Below are 20,732 nucleotides of genomic sequence, written 5' to 3' on the forward strand. Positions count from 1 at the left end.
TTGTATAGGTTTTCATCACATTTAATGGGCATGTATAGTTAGTCACCAAAAAAAATTTTTTGTGCTATTTTTCAACATTTTTTTAAAAAGTGTTGTTTTTAGGGGAGGGCTTATGGAAAGAAAAGAAGATCGCAGAATCGAACGGACTAAAGAAACGTTGCGAACTACGTTTAAACAACTAGTACTTCAACAAGGTTATTCCAAAGTAAAGGTAAAAGATATTGTAGAGGTAGCAAACTATAATCGTACAACTTTTTATGTACATTATGATGGAAAAGAAGAACTGGCAAAGGAAATTATCCAATTAGAGATGCAACGTTTTTTATTTGAGTTTTGTAAACCTGTGAGGGATAATCCAGTTTTAGATTTAAGAGTTATGAAACCAGATGGAACAGATGTGTTTCATTATATTAAAGAAAATCGTAGTTACTATGATTTGTTAGTAATCGATGATGCTGTCCCAGGTATGCAGACAGCATTATTGGATGAGTTAAAAGATATTTTCCACAACCGAATGTATTTCTTAGGAGAGAAAGCTTCTGAAATTAATGCACCATATTTTATACATTATCGTGCATATGGAATTTACGGGTTTATTTTAGAATGGATTCGCGCGGGTTATGATGCTTCTCCATCTGAAATGGCTAGAAGAATTATAAATTTATTGCATTATCAATCTTCATTGATGACACAAATTTGAGAAGAGTAATATTATGTTGAAGTATGATATATCCAAAAATTTACACATTTAAATCCCACACCTGTACAATGGATGTGGGATTTTATCATCTGCTTATTACAGTTCTTCTTGGAAATAGATTTTATAAAACTTTCTATTTGTTGCTTCATCATAGCCAACTTCAATAAGTTCATCTACTTGCTCTATATCACGGACATTTACTTGAATTTCAATATTTGAATCAAGTTTTATTTTGCGTTTATAATTTTTTTCAGCCTTTTCAATTGCACTGTCGGAAATGACTGTTTCATAAGGCTTTACCGAATTAACAATGATGTCTTTCTGTGCCGGATCTACCTTTTCGAATACTGTGTCGATATAGTCACTTACTTGGAATTCTTCTTCATTTCGAAAATAATCGAGTGTTTTGTTTAATAGTCCTAACTTTTCAGTGTTTGTAAAACTTTCCTCTTTCAAAATATATTTTTTACATTCTGTTAATGCTAAATTCGTTTTATGATAATGTTCATCCGCTACTTTAACCTTTAAAAAACGCTCCTGCCAGTAGACAATATCTTCTTTTCTTTTTGTTTTAATATAGACTTGAGGGGATGCGTCTGCCCCCATATCTACGATAACGGCCATATTATTGATTTTTTTAACATTGATGCCGTCGATGCCACTCACAATCATTTTGTTTTGTTCATTTCTTACATCTAAAAACATTTCTTTTTCATCAATTTTCACAATAGCAATAACCTTTTTTACCTCTGTTGCCATTGAACAGTTTTCGAATAATCCAATAAATAGTTCACCGTTTTTAATATTCGGGTGTTGGGATGCACTATGTAAATGGGTAGCGATATTTTTCGACTGTTCAAGAAAACTATTTTCAGAATCAAAAATAGATTTCACATATGTATATACTTCATTTAATCCAATATTTGTCTCGTGAAAGAATTCGTATTGCTGATCCCAATCAATTTTATTAAAAGCTAATTGAGTAAAGGCTGCTTCCAGCATGACTTCGGGGCGAGAAAAAGATTCCTCTCCCAAAACAAGCGTATCGCTTACATAATGAACGACATATTGCCCTAATTTACTTTCACTTACTTCTAGCATAAACTTCACCTTCAAATCATTAGTTGTAGATAATTTACCATATCATATACTTCAGCATATTTTCATGTATTTTCTTCTCGTAAAAATTTCCACAAAACGATTTCTTTTATAATTCATTTCATTCATATTTTTGGGGAATTTTCAAGGTAATTATTTTTACAATGTTTGTTTCCAAAAAGTTAGATAGATTTAGTAAATATCTCCTAATACTTGCTGGTTAAACCCTATTAATTTTTATAAGAAAACATAACCTCTACCAAAATAATGAAATTTATACTTTTAGAACCAAATAGATGTAATTTAATTCCAATCTAAATATGATATAAAATTATAAATTGGGTAATTTTCCTCAATTTATCCACTTTGGTTAAAATTGATCAAACCGGTTTAATTATAATTTAAATTGATTTATTTAAACTGTTGTACATGTGGCTTGAAGAAGATTGTCAAGTACATTTTTCTGTAAAACAATGTGTATTATTGCATTATTTTGTAAAATTAGGACAAAAATATCTTGTTTTCCTTTATATAAAAATACTATTATAAGAAATATTAATTATACATGTTTTGTTATAAATATAATTTGATGACAGCATCCATTCTTTTTTATAGACAGTGTATAATTACCTATTTTTTTAACAAATTAATGATTCAAAAGTTATGTTCCTGTTATGGGGTTTTTAGGGACTAAAGTATTTTTAATATTTTCACAATTGAAAGGGGGTGAGGATTTTTTATTGAAAGTCTGTGATCGTTGCTACGATATATCTACTTTTATTTTTGATAGATTGTATGGCTGATGAATCACGAAAGTTAGGTAATAGTCGAACTGAAGAGAAATAAATTTGTACATATTCAGGTGGATAATATACTAATCAATCAACACTATCAAGGTAGATAATTCGTTATGGATAAGTGCTATGAAAACTTTAGAGAAGGGGATACACCTTCGACTTCAGTTTTTTGAATTTTCTTATTTAAGGGAAAATTTTTGTTTGGAAACTTTGTTACTAGTACTTATCTAATCAAAGAGCTTTGAAGGGGGTGAAACATAGCTGCTTAAGGCTTAATACTAACTCCTATGGTTTAGCTTGGCAGAAAATAATTAATATGATAGAAAAAACCCGGAATAATTCTAAGGCACGCTTCCTCTTAAAGATATTCAAGCAATGTCTAATATCTGAAAAGAGAATGTTTTTACATACGGGAGTAAACAAAATCTATCTCTACCGTATTAATGCTGACGAAACAGTCAAAGTTGAAGCAACATTACTGGCGCTGCCGACAACACTGTAATTTCTCCGGATGGATTGAAATTTACTACTCTTATGTAGCAGACAGAAATGCAATCATAGGTTTTTCTGAACGAAATAGAAATCTTTATGTTTTCAGAAAAGGTAAACAGACAAGCTCTTTCACTCTATTATCTGCCTATGGTTTGCAAGGGGGAATTTCTATTAATTGGAGACATAGAGTAAAAATCAATAATGAAGGAGGGAGTAATATTGAGGATTAAGGCGACATCTGGTAAGTTATTTAAAATATTTGTTATCTCTATAATTATTATCTCTAATAGTTTGATTTATCCGATTGGTTTTACAAAGACCGAAGCAGCAACTTCAGATAGCAATGTTTGGCTGACTTACAAGATTGATGAGTTCTCTAGGGATACTATCGGTCAATTGTTTGATGTATTAGGTTCCGCTGAAGTTCCTGATGGGGAAAGTTTTATACGATTGACACCAGCAGAAACATTGCAAAGTGGAGCTGTAATTACGAAAAATAATTTTTGTCCCAAAGACAATTATTCTTTCAGTACGGCCTTTTCATTTAAAATGAGTAATCAAAGTCCTGATGGTCCGAGTGACGGATTAACATTTACACTTCAGAGTAATCCAACTAATCCGTTAACTAATGGAGGTGGTATAGGTATTCATGGTACTGCACCGAGTTTTTCGGTAAAGTACGATACCTTTAAAAACGAAGTCTATAATGATCCATCAGAAAATAATATTGCAATTACAACAAATGGGGTAATGCAAAATAATAATTCTGATTGGTATACGGATTTGAACCAAGTTACATCCGGTGATACGAGTTATGTCTTGTCTGACGGAACTCAATATTATACTTGGATTGATTATGATGGTTTAAGTCAGAATGTTCAGATTCGTTTAGGCACATCCCCGGATAGATCAAGTTCTGATTTAGTCCTAGATGTTAACAATATAGATCTTGGTACTATATTTGATGGGGATCGTTATTATGCCAGCTTTACAGGAACAACAGGATCTCCTAATTATGAGACTCATGATATCTATAATTGGTATTTTGTAAATCGATACGAACCTATTGAAACACTAAATCCGCAAAACGACTATAGACAAGCACCGAGCAGCTTGGAAATAGTGGCAGATACTGATGCAGAAACGGGATTATATAATGCTACGGCAACTTTATTAGACCCATTGGGTAACCCGGTTCAAGGAGCAACTTTAGATAGTTTTACTTCTTCAAATGGGGAGCTAATGGGACCGAATGGTGAGGCTATAACGGATCTAGAATCAGATGTAGACGGAAAGATAAGTGCAATGATAAGAAATGTTGGTCATTCTCAAGACATTACGCTCTCAGCTAATTTCGATTGCTTTACTGATTCTACAACATTTACAACAACAAACCAGCCGCCAACTGCACCGGATGATACAAAGACGACTGGGGTAAATGAGCCGGTTTCAGGGCAAGTAGATGGACAAGATCTAGATGGTGACAATTTGACTTATCAAACAGGAAGCGAGCCTAGTAATGGTATAGTAGTTGTTAATTAGGATGGTTCATGGACATATACTCCTAATAAAGACTTTATTGGAGACGATACATTTACTGTCATAATAAATGATGGATTTGGTGGGACAAAAGAATCAACAATTACTATCCATGTTGACCCTAGCCCTGTTCCAGATCCAGATCCATTAGCATGTCCCGCACCAGTAGCGTTGATTAACGGTAGTTTTGAGGAATTGGCATATTCGCCTGATGATCCAAGAACTCCTACTGGACCAGGGTGGACTGGTATACAGGATGAATATATACCAGGATGGCAGACAACCGATTCAACTGGTAGATTTGACATTTTTGTTAAAAGTTTAATGGATAAACTTCCAGATGGTGCTCGTGATAAACACGAGGTTATTCATGGTCAGCAGTTTGCTGAAATGAATAGCTTTGAGAACGCAACTTTATATCAAGATGTTCAAACTACTCCTGGACAAACCATTTATTGGCGCTTAGCTCATAAAGGTAGATATGGTGAAGACACGATGGGTGTGAAGATTGGTTCTAACACAACTGCACCAGAAAATCTTCCGATAGTACAAACAATGTCAACAGATAAAGACGCTTGGAACTATTATACGGGAACTTATACTGTTCCAGCCGGTCAAACAGTAACACGTTTTGGTTTTGAAGCCATTTCTTCAGCCACTGGTGACATAAGAGCCGGTAATTTCATAGACGATATTTTCCTTGGCACAGAACCATGTGTTGTTGCAGAGAAAACCGTTTCACCACAAGGAGAAGTTTTTGAAGGTCAAGAGTTAACGTATGAAGTAACAACGAAAAATGGCGGCGGAGATGTTGCAGCTAATACAGTTTTTGAAGATGCGATTCCGGAAGGTACAGAGTACGTTCCAGGCTCATTAAAAATTACAAATGGTCCTAGCGCGGGTGATCTGACGGATGTAACCGGAGACGATGCAGGTTACTTTGATACAGTCAATAACAAAGTTGTCGTTGAGTTGGGTGAACTCGCGAACACAGTGAATTTACCAGACGGAATTACCGTTCAGTTTAAAGTGAAAACATTAACAACTGAAATGAATAAATTAGTTGCCAACAAGGCAATTATCAACTATGACAATCTATTAACAAACGAACAAGAAGCAACAGAATCAAATGAAACGACAAGCACAGTTCTTCCTTCAGAAGAAATCAATGCATGCCTCGCACCTGTAGCATTGGTGAATGGTAGTTTTGAAGAACCTCCTGCAAGAATGCCAGGGGATACAGGTTCACCGGGAGCTGAACATGCTTGGTAATATTTTTATGAGGATGAAGTTCCAGGTTGGAAAACATCGGCTTCGGATAAATTTATTCAAATTATGAAAAATGAATTTATCTATAACGGCTACAAAATAAACCCTCCTGATGGGAATCAATATGCTGAATTAAATGCTGAACAAGTATCTACGTTATATCAAGATGTAAATACAACTCCAGGGCAAACCATTTATTGGCGTTTAGCACATAAGGGTCTCTTAGGTGTAGATACAATGGCATTACAAATAGGTTCAACAGATATACCATTGGAAGATTTACCGGTCATACAGGAAATAAGTGATGGGAATTCTGAATGGGGGTATTATTCAGGAACTTATACAGTACCAGCTGGTCAAACAACAACGAGATTTGCTTTTAAATCTATAAGTGCAGAAGGTGGAAATCAACGATTTGGAAATTTATTAGACGATATCTTCCTAGGCACAGAACCATGTGTTGTTGCAGAAAAAACTGTCTCACCACAAGGGGAAGTTCACCCAGGTGATGAGTTAACATATGAAATAACTGCGAAAAACAATGGTGGAGACATTGCGGCAAACGCTATATTTGAAGATGCCATTCCTGCAGGTACTGAATATGTTCCAGGCTCGTTAAAAATTACAAACGGCCCTGGCGCAGGTGATTTGACAGACGCACAAGATGCCGATGCAGGCTATTTCGACGCTGAAAATAATAAAATCATTGTTACATTAGGCGATCTGCCAAACACAGGCACTTTACCGAATGGCGTTACCGTACAGTTTAAAGTAAAAGCATTAGTTAGTGATACGATTAGTGAGATTCGCAATCAGGCTCAAATCAACTATGACAATCTATTAACGAATGAAAATGAACAAATTGACTCAAATGAGACGACTACATCACTTACTATGCTGAACCCTGTTCTCGATTCAAAGAAAACGTCAACGATTTTAGAAAAAGCTGACGGAAACACGGATACAGAACATCCAGAAGTAGGAGACACTCTACTTTACACTATTTCAACGCAAAATACTGTCGCAAATAGTATCGTAAAAAATATGGTCATTTCCGACAAATTGCCAGAAGGGCTTGAATATGTCCCAGGTACATTAGAAGTGGACGGAGTGGGTGTTTCAGATGCTGAAGACGGTGACAAGGGGCATTTTGTAGACGGCATATTCACAGGGGAATTTGGCGACATTTTGGATACATCAGCACATACAATAGAATTCCAGGTTAAAGTAGGGGCTGGTCAGGCTGGTAAAGATATTATCAATACAGCCACTATCTCTGGTGACAATCTGCTTGTGCCAAGTAATCCGCAAACAGTCGTAAAAGTTTACCCACGTCTTCCAGTGCTTGAATCGGTTAAAACGGTAAGCAATTTGGAAGAAGGCAAAGTAACCTATGAAGTGGGCGACACAGTTGTGTATACAATTAAAACCCGCAATACAGTGTCTGAAGGCGAAGTGAAAAACTTAACAATTAGTGACACTTTACCAGAAGGACTTGAATATGTTGCGGGCAGCTTGAAAGTCGATGGACAGACTGCTACAGATAACCAAGGTGATGACAAAGGTTATGTAGATAATAATACTGTGGTTGGTGAATTTGGTAATGTCACAGATACAGAGTGGCATACAGTAGAATTCAAAGCGACCATAGCATCTGGACAATCGCAGAACACGATTCAAAACATTGCCACTGCTGATGGTGATAATATTGATCAACCAGATACTGCAGAAGAAACAGTTAAAGTGGATCCAAAAAAACCAAATCTTTTTTCTAAGAAAACGGCAAGCATATCTGAAAAAGCCGAAGGTAATACGGATGTAGAACATCCAGAAGTAGGGGATACACTCCTTTACAAAATTACGACACAAAACACGGTAGAAGAAAGTCTTGTTCAAAATCTAGTTATCTCTGACAAGTTGCCAGAAGGGCTTGAATATGTCCCAGGTACATTGAAAGTAGATGGAGTACTTGTTTCAGACGAAGAAGATGAAGACGAAGGATATTTCGTAGATGGCACATTCACTGGACAAATTGGCAATGTAACGGATACGAACGAGCATACACTGGAATTTTTAGTGAAAGTAGCAGCTGGTCAAGCCGGTAAGGATATTTTAAATATCGCGACTATTTCTAGCGACAACGTGGATGAACCAAGTAATCCACAGACAGAAGTAAAAGTCTACCCACGCTTCCCAGTTCTTGAATCGGTCAAAACGGCTGAGAATTTAGTAGAAGGCAAAGCAACATATGAAGTGGGCGACACAATTGTCTATACAATTAAAACACGTAATACAGTTTCTGAAGGCGTAGTTGAGAACTTAACCATCTCAGATACTCTTCCAGAGGGACTAGAATACGTCGCAGGCAGCTTGAAAGTTGATGGTCAGCCTGCCACAGATGCCAAAGATGAAGACAGCGGACATTTCGAAAATAACGTCATAATAGGACAATTTGGAGATGTTACAGATACAGAATGGCATTCTGTTACCTTCGAAGCAAAAGTATTAACTGGACAATTTGGTAAGACGTTGACAAACACAGCGGTTGTTGATGGAGACAACATCGACAAACCAAATAATCCAACGACTGAAGTCCAAATTGAGAATGAACCAAAAGATCCAGAGCAACCAGGAAATGATAATAACAATCATGGTGGCGGCGGTGGTGGTAATGGTTCAAATCCACCTCCTCCAACAGAAGAAGGCACAAATGCTGGTGAATTAAACAGCACGAAAGCAGTGTTTGATGCAAATGGTAATTCGATTAATGGCCAAAAGGTTAAAGTTGGCGATCAATTAATCTATAAAATCACTATAGAAAACGTAAAAAACGTGACAACTATCGTGAACAATGTAAAAGTGATCGATGACATTCCAGCAGGGTTAAGCTATGTACCAGGAACTTTAACGGTGAATGGTCAAGTAAAAGCTGATGATGCTGTGAATGGACAAGTGATAACAGTGGATGACATTGGCAGCCTAAAAGGCGGCGAAAAAGTAGAAGTAGCCTTTAAGGTCGTTGTAACAGAGGATGCGCAAGGCGAAATTACAAATGTCGCTAAGGTAGAAGGAACAGTTCCAGGCAAAAACTCAGGCGATCCAGATCAATCAATAGTTCCACAACATCCAGAAACAGAAATATACGTGCCAGCAGCTATCCAGTTAACAAAAACTGTTGATCAAGAAGTGGCACATGTAGGGGACATTGTGACATATACGATTGAAGTGAAAAACGGTGAAGCCGGTGGAGTATGGAACGGCGTAATCGAGGATCAGTTATCCGCTCATTTAGAGCTTGTCGCTAATTCAACAAAAATGAATGGTGAAGCACTCGATCATTCAGACGTCTGGAGCAACGGTCAACTAACTATTAACCCTGTCACTTTAAAAGCAGGGGAAAAGGTAACCGTTACCTTCCAAGCGAAAATATTAGGAAGTGCGTTAAACAAAACAGTTGAAAATATCGCTGTGGTGTATGATCTAGATCAACCTTCAGACTCTATCACAACACCGCCGACAAAAACAGAAGTAGTACCGGTAGGCAGCGGTGGAAATTCAAATGGAGAAGGCAAAGATCAAAACCAAAACAATGATGGCAGTACAAAAGGGGAAGGCAACATTACTGATAAAGAGGAAGAAATCTCTACAGGCAATGAAGACGCTGGATCGAATCCATCAAGCCCTGAGGTAGAAGGCTCATCAAAAGCAACAAAAGAAGAGGAAGAGCAACAAAAATTACCTCAAACAGGTCAAGAACAAACACGTTCAATGATGATGATTGGACTGCTCATGATTGCAATCGCGTTATTTGGTTTATTCAAGAGAAAAAGAACTCTTACAAAATAATATTTAACTAAATTAGCACCTAAAAATAGATATTTTCTATTTTTAGGTGCTTTGTAGTTTTAATATATTCAGCTTCAGCTTTATACCTTGATACAATAGCAGTAGATAATTTTAGAAATTAACGAAGCTGAAGAAGCGTTTTTAGAGTTTATTTCCAAAAATTAATCTAGTTTTATACAATGAAACTTATCAATTATTTAAAACGTATAAATTATTAAAATAGTTGTGGAGGAATCTATCAATTGAAAAAAAGTAATGTAATCTATAATCTGATTGGAGCGATAGTTTGTTTTATATTGTTTGTGATAAGTATGTTTTACTCTGAACAAGTATCCATGTTTATTTTATTAGGAATTGTTGGGTTGTCAGGTTTTTCTTATTTTATATATAAGCTTGTATTAAGTGTTCAATAATCTAAAAACCACTTGTTGAATGATGTGAGATTATATAAATTGCAGAGTTAACCTGCAGTATATCAAATTAATCTACCTTTTAGTATTGTGACTTTGAAACGATTTAGTGCTAGTTATAAACATACCATTTAATAATTATAAAATTCGACATGCATTCCTCTTTTTAGCCAATCACTACATCACTTACTGCCTTAAAAATAAATTTAAATGCAGTTTTATAGTATTGAACATAAGATTCAAACTGCTTTTACTAATCTTCTAGTTGTGTCCCATCCATATATTCTGTATACATTAATGAATTTAGGTAGAGAATAAGCTATTATTGACCGCTTGTTCCTTAAAGAATATAATTCCTATTTCAATAATTAAGGGGAAAGAAGATGAAAATTCGGTTCGGTTATGTAGCAAATGCATTAGGCTTATGGGATGCAAGTCCATTAAAAACGTTAACTTTTTCTCGCTATTCTAAACTTCCTAAAGAAGAGCGGATGGAAAAATTGAAATCGATAACAGCACAAAATTTACATCATACGAAAAGAATTTTGTATTATAATATCGCCCATGAAATAGAATTATATCGGTTTTCGAGCTCTCTTGTCCCATTAGCAACCCACCCAGAAGTGATGTGGGATTTTTATACGCCATTCAAAAATCAATGGGAAGAACTTGGCGAAATCGTCCAACGATTTAAGATGAGAGTAAGCTTTCACCCAAATCAATTTACACTTTTCACGAGCCCAAGAGAAGAAGTAACAATAAATGCTGTTAAAGATATGGAATATCACTTTCGAATGCTCAAAGCAATGAATGCTCTCAATATGGGATTAATTAATATTCATATTGGTGGAGCTTATGGGGATAAAAATAAATCATTAAACAAGTTTCATCAAAATCTTAAACATTTGCCCAAGGAAATTAAGAATCATATGACACTAGAAAATGATGATAAAACATATAATGTTTGGGAAACACTTATTACTTGTGAAAAGGAAAATATTCCAATGGTACTGGATTACCATCACCACATGGCAAATAAAGATGGGGTTGACCTCCATCGTTATTTACAGCGAATTTTTAACACATGGAATTCCTTTAATATGTTACCGAAAGTCCATATTTCTTCACCAAAATCCAATGAATCCTACCGTTCACATGCTGATTTTGTTTCCTTAGATTTTGTTCTCCCTTTCTTAAAGATGGCAAAAGAGCTAAATCAGGATTTTGACATAATGGTAGAAGCAAAACAAAAAAACCTTGCTATGCAGAGACTTGTAGAGGAAATAGCTGCTATTCGGGGAGTTAAACGTATTACAAGTTCATCTGTCGAATGGTTAATATGAAGAATAGGATATACAGGTTTCAGAATCTTTTAATGAGGTGGAATAAATACAATTGCGTAGGGGCTTTTTTTGCAAAAGTTAACTCTAATTGAGGGTAAAGATGAGGCACATTATAATAACAGGAAGTTATTGATGGCTCTTCGTTCTCTTTAAAGTAAATAGAAGAAGAGCCAAATCTGTATAATATGGAATCACATTAGTTGATTTTTTTAATCCCCCAAAGTAAGTTCTTGAGGCGGTTCACCAGTCGTATTTAATATGCGAACAGTTTCCGGTTGTATCTGAAGAAACACATAATTTGGATCTTCGGGACCTTCAAACCACGTGTTAAATGATTCATCCCAATACTGTTTTTTCAATTGTTGAGAATCATTAAGGGAAGCTACCCCAGTAATTTCAACATAAGCGTCATTTAGCCCATTTTCTTCATAACCTAGTAATACAGAAACAGCGGGGTTTTTCTCTATTTCTTCTATTTTCTCGGTATCTTTTTTAGTGGGTGTATATAACGTTAAATTGTTATTATAAAACGTCATATATCGTGTATGGGGTTTATTGTTTTCCACTGATGACAGAACACCTATTTTATGTTCAGATATTATGTTTATTACTTTTTCTTTTAAATCTTTACTCATTGATTGATACTCCTTTTTTAAGTTATTTCTATCGTTCTTATCATTTCCAAAAACATAAAATTCATAAGGTGGATGATCATTGTAGTAAGTTCTGATGGGGTTAATTTATTGGGAACCATGCTTATGAACGTTAACGCCATAAAAAAGGGAAGTACACTAGTTGATAAAGAAAAAATCTTTTTTGAGGTCCAGTGTTCAAAAGCAAGTTTTTGCTCTGATTATGAGTAGGGATTAGTATTTAATGGGTTAAAAATTCAACAAACCAATAAAGAAAGGGAACGGTAATGATACATAGCAATGTGGATAATAAAACCCCTAACGATGCAAAAAAAGCATCCGCACCATATTTTTGTGCATATAGAGAAATCGTTGGTGCAGAAGGCATTCCAGACACTATAACAGCGATCAATAGCAATGGAGTGGGAATGGATATTGCTGCAAATGGGACCAATAATAGTGGGATAAATAAAAGTTTTGCAATTGCCGCTTTCCAAAGATAACTATTTTTTAAAATGGTAATAAGGGACGCATACTTTACATCAGCGATTAAACTCCCAATTATAATCATTGATAGTGGAATGGTCATCTTTCCAACAATTTCAAGACCATCGGAAATTATATCTGGCCAGGTAATAGGTGATAAAAAAATAACTAAACCTGTAATTGTGGAAAGAATCCCTGGATTTAAAAATAAAATTTCCCACCTTATTCCATCATCGTTTTTACTAAAAAGGTAAATACCATATGTCCATATTAATAGTAAATAACATAAATTAAACATTGTTAAGTATATAATTCCTTGATTACCGAAAATAATGAAAATTACAGCATAACCTATAAATCCTTGGTTTCCAAAAATGATTAATCCTTCGTATACACTATTTTGTTTTTCAGGAAGTTTGGAACGTGTTCCCATCCACTTTGCTAAAAAACAGGATAATAAAAGTACATAAATAGACATTATAATGAGCAACAAAAATTCTTTGACTAAAGTAAAAGAAAAGGAGATATCTAATGAAAATAAAATCAGGGCTGGTAATGTGACGTAAAGAATCAATTGTGTTAATACACCATTTGCATTTTCATTAAGAATTCCTCTTTTCCTAACAATAAAACCCAATATTGCAATCCCATAAAGTGTTAACATTTCTTGTGAAAATGACATTATTGAATCCATAACTTCCCCCCTTGATTAAGGGTATGAATAAAATACGTGGATGGTTATTTAAATTTTATAAGAAGAAGTATGGGTGTTATTAGACTAGTAGTATTGTAATCAATTTATTTATTTTCTAAATTTTCCGATATTTAGAACTTGTTTCTTTTACTTCTTCTCAACAATAAAAAAGATGAAACCTTTTCGATTTCATCTAAAATCTGGCTATTAAATTTGAATAAAGGTTTTACTGTTTCATATGACCCATCTCATTTATACAATCCAGAACAAGGGTAACTCCCTGACTTACTGAAGCTCCGCCACCAAATGCCGCTGTTACACCTATAGTTTCAAGAATTTCCTGCTCAGAGCATCCATGATCAAGACATCCTTTTGTATGATAGATAATGCAATACTCGTCCTGAGCATGGATACTAATTCCTAATGAAATTAAATGTTTTTGTTTTTGGGTTAATGCACCTTCTTTAAAGCACTCTTCCGTAAACGCATTATACTGACTAACAAATTCGGGCATTTTTTCATTAAAAACACCAAGTCCCTTTTTATATTTTGTAAGGGATGCTTCAAAAGAGTTTCCAGCATTCATTTCCAACTCACAATCACTCCTTCACAATTTCACAGCCAATTTATTATGAACAATTTAAAAACAATTTATTTGTTCATTTATCTCTTACTAGAATAAGGAAATCATAAATTTAAAACAAAAAGGGAGAATATTAATAACAAACTAATAAAACGAAGGTGATAGAATGGAAAACCAATCTTATCAGGCTGGAGATATTGTATATGTATTTTACCGAAATCCACATACCCAAGATGTAGCGAATGTCCAAGTAGCAGCAGTAGTAAATAATCCTCAAAAAGAGGATGAGTTGGCTTTGTTTTTATATGAAACGTATTATCCACTTTCTAATGAAATGGCTGTTTATTCTACAGAAGATGAAGCAAATGAAGCGTACAACTATTATTATGGGGATGATACAGAAAGGTTATTGCAATGAACAACCCATTTTTACCCAAACTTGTCTATTTTGAACCTGCTGCATTAGATTATCCTTTAGGAAAAGAACTTTATGAGAAATTTAAAAAGATGGATATCGAAATTCGACAAACCACTTCCCACAATCAAGTACGAAACCTTCCCGGTGATAATGACTTTAAAAAATATCGCGTTGCCAAATCAACTCTTGTAGTAGGCATTCGAAAAACGCTTAAATTTGACACTTCTAAGCCCTCTGCAGAGTACGCAATTCCTTTTGCAACTGGCTGCATGGGTCATTGTCATTATTGCTACTTGCAAACTACGATGGGAAGCAAACCGTATATTCGTACATATGTCAATGTAGAGGAAATTCTTGAGGCTGCCGATAAATATATGGAAGAGCGCGCTCCAGAAATAACAAGATTTGAAGCATCCTGTACATCCGATATTGTAGGAATCGATCATTTAACTCATACACTAAAAAGAGCAATAGAACATTTTGGAAAATCTGAGCTTGGCAAATTACGATTTGTAACGAAATTTCACCACGTAGACCACTTACTCGACGCGAATCATAACGGAAAAACAAGATTTCGTTTCAGTGTAAATGCAGACTATGTCATCAAAAACTTCGAGCCGGGGACTTCCCCTTTAGAGAAAAGAATTGAAGCTGCAGGAAAAGTTGCAAGAGCCGGCTATCCGCTCGGTTTTATAGTAGCACCAATCTATCTTCACGAAGGATGGGAGGATGGCTACTATAAAATGTTTGAGCGTTTAGATAATGAATTACCAGCTGACGCTAGGGAAGACCTTACCTTTGAGTTTATCCAGCATCGTTTTACAAAGCCTGCAAAGAAGGTAATTGAGAAAAACTACCCCATGACAAAATTAGAATTAGATGAAGAAAAAAGAAGATATAAATGGGGAAGATATGGAATAGGAAAATATATTTATCAAAAAGAAGAAGAAGAGGATATTAAAGAACATCTTTACAGTTATATGGAAAAATTCTTTCCTAATGCAAAATTAGAATACTTCACTTAAGGGGTAGATATATTCGATTGCATTAAGTTCAGCTGAACTGCTATCGGCTAATAGAATCGAGGATAAAAATATCAAATACCATTTTTAGTTTTGGCAATAGTATTTGGGATACTAATTTTTTTCGATCATTATCTTTTAATGGGGGTGAGCTACTAGCGTAAGCTCACCCTATTTTTTACGACAACAACTGATAATACAACATTATTTGTGAAAAATGTAATTTCAATAATATGAAAATGCCCATAATACCTAGTTTGAACTAATGTCCCATTCAAATAGCTAAACAATAGAACGCTTCAGAAATGAAGTTTGGAGAAGGATGGTATTTTTAACAATTCCGTGTAGCGTTCTTTAACTCTTGAAGCCATTTATTTAACATTTGAGTTTCATTAATAGCTTTGGAGTCTAATAATACATCTCCAGGTCTATTGCCTTTAGCCAACAAATAATGGTCAAAAGACATGCCCAAAAAAACAAAAATATAATTGAATTGTTGAATCATTGGCAAGCCTTTAATATAAGGTTCATCTCCTCCCACAGCTAATACAATTACCTTCACTTTTTGTAAGTGTTCCTTTAAATTTGGGTAACGTTCATCTCGAATTGCTTGGCTGAGTCGGTCAATCATGACTTTCATTGAACCGGACATGCTATACCAATAGATAGGTGTAGCAAAAACCAAAACATCACTTTTTAAAATTTGTTGGATAATTAAATCATAGTCATCATGAAGTACTGTAAAACCTTCTGAATCATGACGTTTATCCTCAATTGGAACAATGTTAAGATCATACAGATGAAGTGCATCAAAGCAAAATCCTTTTAGTACTTCCCTCGCTAATAATTCACTATTGCCATTTTTTCTAGAACTTCCATAAAACACAGTGATATTCATCTAAAAACTTCCTTTCTTTTTGCCTAATAGAAGTTTATAGTAGAATTAATGATTAAAAAAGATGAATAATTTGATGGGAACAATCGAAAAAATCGATTAAGGAGTTATCTATGGATATTAAGCATTTACAAACATTTTTAACTGCTGCAGAAACTTTAAATTTTACACAAACGGCTAAGCGGTTAGATTACGCTCAATCAAGTATTACTGCTCAAATTAAATCATTGGAAGAGGAATTAGGAATTGAACTATTTGAAAGACTAGGGAAAAGATTGTATTTGACAGTTCCAGGAAGAGAGTTTCAATTATATGCCCAAAAAATGGTTGCCCTACATAATGAAATGATTCAGCAAGTAACGGGACTAGAAGAACAGTATACGACGATAACAATTGGTGCCCAAGAAAGTCAATGTACCTACCGTTTACCCACTATATTAGCAGAGTTTAAGAAAAAATATCCTCAAATACAAGTGATATTTAAACCGGTTCATACGAGAGAAATAGCTCAGGAATTGATTCAAAATGGAGAATTAGATTTTGCAATTATAACCGATACTTTCATATCGTTGCCAACAATTAATTTAATGCCGCTCGTGCAAGAAGAACTTATATTTGCTGCGTCACCTTCAACCGTACATAAGGTACAATCGACTGAATTTTTGAACGATCTTTCTAATCAAACGTTGCTATTAACCGAACAAGGCTGTTCTTATCGCAACCAATTAGAAAATATGTTAACTACACAAAATCACTATCCAAAACAAGTAATTGAATTTGTGAGTATTGAGGCGATTAAACAATGTACTATTGCGGGACTAGGAATTAGCTACTTGCCAAAAATGGTCGTTCAGCAAGAAGTAGAGAAGGGTACATTAACAGCTTTAACAGCGGGTTTCCAAATGGAGCCAATTATCACTCAACTTGCTTGGCATAAAGATAAAAAAATGATGCCCCACTTTAAATTTTTTACTGAGTTAATAAGAAACTATTACAATCAACTGAACTAATGAAAATAGTTAGCTTCTAGAAAAAAAGCAGTTTTTCAATCATATTTGAAGCGCCATTTTTGTGGAATTTCCCTCATCCAGACATAGGCATTCTTATGACTCTTCCTGATAAAATTGGATTTTTATGGTAAAATAAATCTATAAAAAGGGAGGGGTTAAAATGAATTTTAATTTTGGGGACATATTAGGGACTTTATTCGTATTCTTGCCATTAATATTAGCAGCACTCCTTTTAAGATGGGTTAGAATAATTCGAGTGAATAGTGAAATTCAAATTGAACAAAACAAAGAAATTATCTCGTTGCTTAAGGATCAAGCGAGAAATCAATAATATTGAATTTGCATACCTGTTCTAATGAAAATTAAAGTCATTATAGTTCCGTATCGGAATTAATGGAATTACAATCTATCGCAATGTTAGGAAAGGAAAGAGTAATATGATCATTCGCAAACTGAATAAATGTGAAGAGCCGCCAATGGACTTATTGTTATTAGCTGACCCCTCTAGAGAAATCGTAGAGGAGTATGTACAAAGGGGAGAGTGCTTTGTAGCCGAAAATGAAGAACGAATTATCGGGGTTTATGTGCTATTGCCGACAAGACCTGAAACGGTGGAGTTGGTAAATATTGCAGTCATAGAAACAGAGCACGGTAAGGGAATTGGAAAACAATTAGTAATTAATGCAATTGAAGTAGCTAAGTCAAAGGGGTACAAAACAATGGAAGTCGGCACTGGAAATTCAAGTATAGGCCAATTAGCCCTTTACCAAAAATGTGGATTTAGAATAACTAGTATTGATATAGATTTTTTCATTCGGCATTATCCTGAAGAGATTTTTGAAAATGGTATTCAGTGCAGGGATATGATTCGATTATCTCAGGATTTATAGAAGAATAGTTAAATACTTATTAGAAGTAACTTCCACCATTTTTTAGGAAGTTGCTTCATGAATGGCTGGTAAGCGTAATATTAAAAAGTACCTAAGGAGTTACTATCACTTCTTCTTTATTTATTTTGAAATTCATTTAATGATCGCAAAATTATAGTATAAAGCAGATATAATCCTAAATAAGCTCCAGTAATTAAGAAAAAAGGATTTAAAAACACACTGTGAATATTGGTCATGAAGACTTTATTATCTTTTATTATGTTAAATATTGCAATAGAGGCGATATTGCCAAAAATAAGCGCAGATATGAGTGCTGCTAAATTAAAGAAAATATGGTGCTTCCACCATTTCCTTTGAAGTACTACCATTACTATTGGAATAACAATACTGCCCACAATTAAAAAGATCTTCATTATTATCACCTCGTTTTCTCATTCTTCTCTAAATGAAAAAGGATTAAACATTAAACTAAATGCTGCTTGTTTTCAAATAAGGCAGCATGAATTTATTCATCTCCTAATAATTCGATTGATAATCCCTCTTTAAACTACAGGTCCAGAAAGCAAGAATTCCCCTAACAAAGTATATTAAATGAATAGCAGGAAAATAGTCATAAAAAAAGAGGAGAGATTTGTGCGATTTACATAAATAGGAAGCTGCGATAATCTTAATTGTAAGTTAATAGAAAAGATATCGATATGAGGTGAATCTATTTGAAAAGGCAAAAATGGTTAGGATTAGCCTTCTTACTGTCATGTATGCTAGCCGCATGTAGTCAGGAAGAACCAGAAGCTGAAGTTCCTAATCAGCAGGAAGAAGTAAAGGAAAATTTAGCTGAAACAAAAGAAGTTCAAGTATCAGCATCCTCCTCTGAACAAACGACTGAAAGTGAGCCTAACCTACATGATGCGCTGCCTATTCCAAAATCCTTTGTTGAATCTGCAGAATATGAAGGAACAGGGATGTTTGCAGGCAAGAAATTTACAAATCAAAAAGAGATTACGGACGTACTAGACAAATTTCCTGTATTAACGGAAAATTCCTCTGAACAGGAAATTACAGAGGCAAAGCAATACCTACTATCTTTATTTAAGGAAGATTTAAGTATGGTAGATGTTCCAATTGATCAATGGGAATCAATGCAATTTAAAGATCCTAATGAGGAAAGCGAATCGATTCAATTAAAAGAAAACTACAATGTTGTTATTTTGCTCGATTCCAGTGGAAGTATGGCAAACTGGGAAAACAATAAAACACGGATGCAATTAGCTAAAGAATCCATTCAACTGTTTGTAGAAAATCTTCCAGAACAAGCAAACGTATCTTTACGTGTTTATGGACATGTCGGAACTGGAAACGATGAAGATAAGGCAAAGTCTTGTTCCAAAGTTGATGAAGTCTATCCACTTGGAAAATATAATAACAGTAAATTTTCAGAGGCTTTAAACAAATTTGAACCAGCAGGGTGGACGCCAACTGGGCTAGCTATTAAACAGGTTGAAGAAGATTTAAAGAAATTTAACGGTGAAGAAAATACGAATATTATTTATATTGTCAGTGATGGAGTAGAAACTTGCGATACGAACCCGGTAGGTGCGATCAAATCACTAGCAGAATCTAATATTCAGCCGGTTGTAAATATTATTGGCTATCATGTTGACAACGATGGGTTGGCACAATTGAAGGAAATGGCAAAAGTTTCGAATGGGAGTTATGTTAACGCAGTTAGTCAAGAACAACTAAATGCAGAATTTCAACAGACAGTTGATATGGCTAAAATATGGTCAGACTGGCATGACAACGCTCAAGGCACTTTGAACCAATTATTTGATACAATTCAGTTACAATTAAACAATTGGTATGATCAACAACAAATACTCAAAAATCGCGAATACGATAATTTGCTAGTTGCTGTAAATTATTTGAATAAAAAGGGGATTATTGATATGAAAGTCTTTTTAGAATTTGATGATTCTTATAGAGAATATTTCCTTATAGTTGATGATGAGACAAGAGAGATCTTTCTTGAACTAGATGGATTGAATCGAGAATCATTTTTGGATAATTGGGATAGTATCAACGATCGATTATTGGAAAATGTAAACTAAGATAAAAATAGAAGTGGGATAGACTCAACTTTCAATCCTTCCTTTCTAAAGCAGGGAGGGGTTTTTTTGAATTGATATAACCTTGAAAAGATTTCATTGAAAAATATTATGGAAAAATAAATATATAGTTTTTAGTGAACTTAAATAAATTGATTACTCAAATACTAGGTAATCTAGTATTTGAGAATATTTTTTATAAATTTTCGTTTTGTTGTTCAATTTCGGTGCCGGTGATTGCTATATTAGCTTTTTCCATTTCTTTATGTTTATTTACGGAATTCTCCAGTGCATTTTTTAAATATGAATCATTTGCAATAGTTATTTCCTTCTTTTTTGGTGCTGTTGTATGATGGTTATCCTTTTTATCCAATTTTCATCACTCCCTCTATAAATGTTGATATATCAACGGTTTGACCCGTTTTATCTAATAGAAAAAATATTTTTTAAAGAATAATATTTTAGTATTTTACAATACTTCAATTCATTTACAGTTTGAGGAT

General features: G+C 34.4%; 18 protein-coding genes. 11 read left to right on the forward strand and 7 right to left on the reverse strand.

The features are described from left to right. Positions 1-112: 112 nt before the first annotated feature. Positions 113-700, forward strand: coding sequence for a TetR/AcrR family transcriptional regulator (locus EKG35_RS13690; RefSeq protein ID WP_126295113.1), 588 nt, complete (start codon positions 113-115; stop codon positions 698-700). 96 nt (positions 701-796) lie between these two features. Here the strand turns inward: EKG35_RS13690 and EKG35_RS13695 are convergent, their stop codons facing one another. Further along, positions 797-1,801, reverse strand: a complete 1,005-nt coding sequence (locus EKG35_RS13695) for a nucleoid-associated protein (protein WP_126295114.1) — start codon at positions 1,799-1,801, stop codon at positions 797-799. Positions 1,802-3,288: 1,487 nt separating this feature from the next. Between EKG35_RS13695 and EKG35_RS13700 the strand changes: the two genes are divergently transcribed. The 4 genes from EKG35_RS13700 to uvsE all read left to right on the forward strand — a co-directional run bounded on the left by EKG35_RS13700 (position 3,289) and on the right by uvsE (position 11,494). After that, on the forward strand, positions 3,289-4,629 hold the full coding sequence (locus EKG35_RS13700) for a lectin-like domain-containing protein (protein WP_126295115.1): 1,341 nt from the start codon (positions 3,289-3,291) through the stop codon (positions 4,627-4,629). Positions 4,630-4,950: 321 nt separating this feature from the next. Next, a complete protein-coding gene (locus EKG35_RS13710; RefSeq protein WP_126295117.1) occupies positions 4,951-5,898 on the forward strand; it encodes a DUF11 domain-containing protein in 948 nt (315 codons plus the stop codon). 63 nt (positions 5,899-5,961) lie between these two features. Continuing rightward, positions 5,962-9,741 carry an isopeptide-forming domain-containing fimbrial protein gene (locus EKG35_RS13715; RefSeq protein WP_126295118.1) on the forward strand — a complete coding sequence of 1,260 codons (3,780 nt, stop codon included), beginning with the start codon at positions 5,962-5,964 and terminating at the stop codon, positions 9,739-9,741. Positions 9,742-10,534: 793 nt separating this feature from the next. Continuing rightward, complete coding sequence (gene uvsE / locus EKG35_RS13720) at positions 10,535-11,494, forward strand: UV DNA damage repair endonuclease UvsE (protein WP_126295119.1); 960 nt, start codon at positions 10,535-10,537, stop codon at positions 11,492-11,494. 209 nt (positions 11,495-11,703) lie between these two features. On the opposite strand, the gene EKG35_RS13725 is transcribed toward uvsE, so the two are convergent. The 3 genes from EKG35_RS13725 to EKG35_RS13735 form a co-directional block, all read right to left on the reverse strand. Continuing rightward, positions 11,704-12,129, reverse strand: coding sequence for a pyridoxamine 5'-phosphate oxidase family protein (locus EKG35_RS13725; protein ID WP_126295120.1), 426 nt, complete (start codon positions 12,127-12,129; stop codon positions 11,704-11,706). Between the two features lie 238 nt (positions 12,130-12,367). Next, positions 12,368-13,306 (reverse strand): AEC family transporter, encoded by a 939-nt coding sequence (locus EKG35_RS13730; protein WP_126295121.1) that lies wholly within the window; start codon positions 13,304-13,306, stop codon positions 12,368-12,370. A 226-nt stretch (positions 13,307-13,532) separates the two neighbouring features. Further along, positions 13,533-13,898: a carboxymuconolactone decarboxylase family protein gene (locus EKG35_RS13735; RefSeq protein ID WP_400194527.1), complete on the reverse strand. Its 366-nt coding sequence runs from the start codon at positions 13,896-13,898 to the stop codon at positions 13,533-13,535. A 157-nt stretch (positions 13,899-14,055) separates the two neighbouring features. On the opposite strand from EKG35_RS13735, the gene EKG35_RS13740 reads away from it, so the two are divergent. Both EKG35_RS13740 and splB read left to right on the forward strand, forming a co-directional pair. Then, complete coding sequence (locus tag EKG35_RS13740; protein WP_126295122.1) at positions 14,056-14,307, forward strand: transcriptional regulator SplA domain-containing protein; 252 nt, start codon at positions 14,056-14,058, stop codon at positions 14,305-14,307. Then, entirely contained in the window at positions 14,304-15,332 is a 1,029-nt protein-coding gene (splB, locus tag EKG35_RS13745; protein WP_126295123.1) for a spore photoproduct lyase, read from the forward strand. The genes EKG35_RS13740 and splB overlap by 4 nt, the downstream gene beginning before the upstream one ends. 328 nt (positions 15,333-15,660) lie before the next feature. Here the strand turns inward: splB and EKG35_RS13750 are convergent, their stop codons facing one another. Further along, positions 15,661-16,227 (reverse strand): flavodoxin family protein, encoded by a 567-nt coding sequence (locus tag EKG35_RS13750; RefSeq protein ID WP_126295124.1) that lies wholly within the window; start codon positions 16,225-16,227, stop codon positions 15,661-15,663. A 110-nt stretch (positions 16,228-16,337) separates the two neighbouring features. Between EKG35_RS13750 and EKG35_RS13755 the strand changes: the two genes are divergently transcribed. The 3 genes from EKG35_RS13755 to EKG35_RS13760 all read left to right on the forward strand — a co-directional run bounded on the left by EKG35_RS13755 (position 16,338) and on the right by EKG35_RS13760 (position 18,124). After that, the gene (locus EKG35_RS13755) at positions 16,338-17,234 is read left to right on the forward strand and encodes a LysR family transcriptional regulator (protein ID WP_126295125.1); all 897 of its coding nucleotides are present in this window, start codon (positions 16,338-16,340) and stop codon (positions 17,232-17,234) included. Positions 17,235-17,394: 160 nt separating this feature from the next. After that, the gene (locus EKG35_RS20990; protein WP_185807762.1) at positions 17,395-17,565 is read left to right on the forward strand and encodes a hypothetical protein; all 171 of its coding nucleotides are present in this window, start codon (positions 17,395-17,397) and stop codon (positions 17,563-17,565) included. A gap of 106 nt (positions 17,566-17,671) precedes the next feature. Continuing rightward, positions 17,672-18,124 (forward strand): GNAT family N-acetyltransferase, encoded by a 453-nt coding sequence (locus EKG35_RS13760; RefSeq protein WP_126295126.1) that lies wholly within the window; start codon positions 17,672-17,674, stop codon positions 18,122-18,124. A 116-nt stretch (positions 18,125-18,240) separates the two neighbouring features. On the opposite strand, the gene EKG35_RS13765 is transcribed toward EKG35_RS13760, so the two are convergent. Then, positions 18,241-18,537, reverse strand: coding sequence for a transposase (locus tag EKG35_RS13765; RefSeq protein ID WP_126295127.1), 297 nt, complete (start codon positions 18,535-18,537; stop codon positions 18,241-18,243). A gap of 300 nt (positions 18,538-18,837) precedes the next feature. Between EKG35_RS13765 and EKG35_RS13770 the strand changes: the two genes are divergently transcribed. After that, a complete protein-coding gene (locus tag EKG35_RS13770; RefSeq protein ID WP_126295128.1) occupies positions 18,838-20,232 on the forward strand; it encodes a vWA domain-containing protein in 1,395 nt (464 codons plus the stop codon). Positions 20,233-20,425: 193 nt separating this feature from the next. Here EKG35_RS13770 and EKG35_RS20995 read toward each other — a convergent pair whose 3' ends face one another. Beyond that, on the reverse strand, positions 20,426-20,602 hold the full coding sequence (locus tag EKG35_RS20995; protein WP_185807763.1) for a hypothetical protein: 177 nt from the start codon (positions 20,600-20,602) through the stop codon (positions 20,426-20,428). Positions 20,603-20,732 lie beyond the last annotated feature (130 nt).

The sequence above is a fragment of the Lysinibacillus telephonicus genome, assembly GCF_003966145.1.
Classification (GTDB): Bacteria; Bacillota; Bacilli; order Bacillales_A; family Planococcaceae; genus Ureibacillus; species Ureibacillus telephonicus.

What these genes read in the sequence shown, in the direction of transcription:
- EKG35_RS20990 (WP_185807762.1), top strand. Translation starts at nt 17,395, where the DNA reads ATGAATTTTAATTTTGGGGACATATTAGGGACTTTATTCGTATTCTTG.
- EKG35_RS13755 (WP_126295125.1), top strand. Translation starts at nt 16,338, where the DNA reads ATGGATATTAAGCATTTACAAACATTTTTAACTGCTGCAGAAACTTTA.
- EKG35_RS13695 (WP_126295114.1), bottom strand. Translation starts at nt 1,801, where the DNA reads ATGCTAGAAGTAAGTGAAAGTAAATTAGGGCAATATGTCGTTCATTAT.
- EKG35_RS13765 (WP_126295127.1), bottom strand. Translation starts at nt 18,537, where the DNA reads ATGAAGATCTTTTTAATTGTGGGCAGTATTGTTATTCCAATAGTAATG.
- EKG35_RS13700 (WP_126295115.1), top strand. Translation starts at nt 3,289, where the DNA reads ATGAAGGAGGGAGTAATATTGAGGATTAAGGCGACATCTGGTAAGTTA.
- EKG35_RS13760 (WP_126295126.1), top strand. Translation starts at nt 17,672, where the DNA reads ATGATCATTCGCAAACTGAATAAATGTGAAGAGCCGCCAATGGACTTA.
- EKG35_RS13725 (WP_126295120.1), bottom strand. Translation starts at nt 12,129, where the DNA reads ATGAGTAAAGATTTAAAAGAAAAAGTAATAAACATAATATCTGAACAT.
- uvsE (WP_126295119.1), top strand. Translation starts at nt 10,535, where the DNA reads ATGAAAATTCGGTTCGGTTATGTAGCAAATGCATTAGGCTTATGGGAT.
- splB (WP_126295123.1), top strand. Translation starts at nt 14,304, where the DNA reads ATGAACAACCCATTTTTACCCAAACTTGTCTATTTTGAACCTGCTGCA.
- EKG35_RS13710 (WP_126295117.1), top strand. Translation starts at nt 4,951, where the DNA reads ATGGATAAACTTCCAGATGGTGCTCGTGATAAACACGAGGTTATTCAT.
- EKG35_RS13730 (WP_126295121.1), bottom strand. Translation starts at nt 13,306, where the DNA reads ATGGATTCAATAATGTCATTTTCACAAGAAATGTTAACACTTTATGGG.
- EKG35_RS13690 (WP_126295113.1), top strand. Translation starts at nt 113, where the DNA reads ATGGAAAGAAAAGAAGATCGCAGAATCGAACGGACTAAAGAAACGTTG.
- EKG35_RS13750 (WP_126295124.1), bottom strand. Translation starts at nt 16,227, where the DNA reads ATGAATATCACTGTGTTTTATGGAAGTTCTAGAAAAAATGGCAATAGT.
- EKG35_RS13715 (WP_126295118.1), top strand. Translation starts at nt 5,962, where the DNA reads ATGAAAAATGAATTTATCTATAACGGCTACAAAATAAACCCTCCTGAT.
- EKG35_RS13740 (WP_126295122.1), top strand. Translation starts at nt 14,056, where the DNA reads ATGGAAAACCAATCTTATCAGGCTGGAGATATTGTATATGTATTTTAC.